Raw genomic sequence first — 1,683 nt, forward strand, 5'->3', positions numbered from 1 at the left:
TTTTCTAACTTCGTTTTCGTCGAAAGCGCCTACCCAGCAAGTGCCAAGCCCTTTGTCAGTAGCCAATAGCAATATATTTTGAATGCATGCCGCGGTATCTTGGATAGAATAAAGCTCGTACCCCCTTCTCCCGTAATGAGCGCCGCTTCTGGCTTGATTGGCGCATACCACGAGCACGAAAGGAGCTTCTGCAATGAAATACTGTCCCAGCGCAGCTCTTGCCAGCTTTTCCTTCTGCTCGTCGCTCTTTACAACTACAAACTCCCAGCTCTGTAAATTGCCTGCGGAAGGCGCTAAAACTGCATTTTCCAGAATTTCTAAAATTTCTTTATCCTCTATTTTGCCTGCCTTGAACGCTCTTATACTACGCCTCTTCCTAATAGCTTCCTTTAGCTCCATATCTTATTTCTCACCGTTTTTCTTAATAAACTTGCTTTGAATTTAAAGTTTTTATTAACTGATAATGGCGTTACTCTTAGCTTTTGATGCTTTGGTATTTTTAGCGCTTCTATAGTAGCTCTTGCAGCAGAAATATTAGATATGTATGGAATTTGTAATTCAACGGCAGTTCTTCTCATAGAATAGCCGTCTTTCCTACCTGCCATACCGTACTCTTGTTTGTCGCTCGGTATGTTTATTACTAAGTTCACTTTGCCTTCTTTCATTAACTGGATAGCGTCTGGAGATGCAGATTCAGAAATTTTATGAACAATCTTGGCATGAATGTTTCTGGCACGCAAATACATAGCAGTGCCTTTGGTAGCTACAACATCAAATTTCAAATCAATCAGTGATTTAGCCAAAAAGAACGATTTTCTCTTTGTCCTCATCCCTAACAGAAATAAACACTGTTCCTGCAGTAGGTAAAGCGTTACCGGAAGCGAGCATAGCTTTATAATATGCTTCTGGAAAGCTCTTGCCCAGACCCATAACCTCGCCCGTAGACCTCATCTCAGGCCCTAAAATACAATCTACGCCTTCTAATTTCATAAACGGGAATACTGATGATTTCACTGTAACTAATTCTGGTTTTTTTAGGCTCTAAAATACCGTCGTTTTCAACAACATCGTAGCAAGCAAGCGTTTCTTTTAAATCGTAGCCTAGCATTACTAAAGCGCTTTAACTTCGACTCGCATTCGTTGCAATACCACTTACCCTTCCTATCAGTATCCTCAATGCAGTTAGAAAATTTCATTACGCAGAGCTCTTTGGAGCAATGCTCTAGACCAAAAATATGCCCTAGCTCGTGAACTGATTCTTTCACCATTCTGAGAGCAAATAATTCTTTGTCTGCATTCTCTAGCCTATAAGTAGAAATCACAGCTGCTTTCCCATTAAGCTCTGCCTGCCCGAATATGAAGTTGAGCCCTTCTGCATAGATATCTACATTTGTAACTCCGAGCACAATACCGCTAAAGCTATGCGCGAGCTCTAAAAAATGCAACGCTAAATACTGACCTCTTCTGGGATTGTAAGCGCCGCTAGGAATTTCTGCTCGTGGCAGCTTTTTTGCCTTAAAGGGAAGAGCTTCTAAAAGCAACGACAAAACTTTTTCGTTTAACTCGCCAATAGGTAAAATATTTACTTCTGTTTCTTTCATTTCTCTAGACAAAGGGGAGACAACCTGCGGTTTTCTCCCCTTTTTCCTGGATTTTTCCCTCTTTCCCTGAAGCCCTTTTCTT

Annotated in this window: 4 protein-coding genes; all 4 read right to left on the reverse strand. The window is 41.1% G+C overall.

The window, feature by feature from the left end:
- Window positions 1-399 (reverse strand): nitroreductase family protein (locus QMD21_07655; protein ID MDI6856637.1); only part of this gene is annotated, 399 nt, incomplete at its 3' end.
- Window positions 390-803 (reverse strand): hypothetical protein, encoded by a 414-nt coding sequence (locus QMD21_07660; protein ID MDI6856638.1) that lies wholly within the window; start codon window positions 801-803, stop codon window positions 390-392. The genes QMD21_07660 and QMD21_07655, both read right to left, overlap by 10 nt.
- Entirely contained in the window at window positions 796-990 is a 195-nt protein-coding gene (locus tag QMD21_07665; protein MDI6856639.1) for a hypothetical protein, read from the reverse strand. The genes QMD21_07660 and QMD21_07665 overlap by 8 nt, the downstream gene beginning before the upstream one ends.
- 68 nt (window positions 991-1,058) lie before the next feature.
- Window positions 1,059-1,683: archaemetzincin family Zn-dependent metalloprotease (locus QMD21_07670; protein MDI6856640.1), on the reverse strand; the 625-nt coding region annotated here is incomplete at its 5' end.

Source organism: Candidatus Thermoplasmatota archaeon (assembly GCA_030018475.1).
Classification (GTDB): Archaea; Thermoplasmatota; JASEFT01; order JASEFT01; family JASEFT01; genus JASEFT01.

Coding starts and splice junctions, on each gene's coding strand:
- QMD21_07665 (MDI6856639.1), bottom strand. CDS start 990: ATGAAATTAGAAGGCGTAGATTGTATTTTAGGGCCTGAGATGAGGTCT.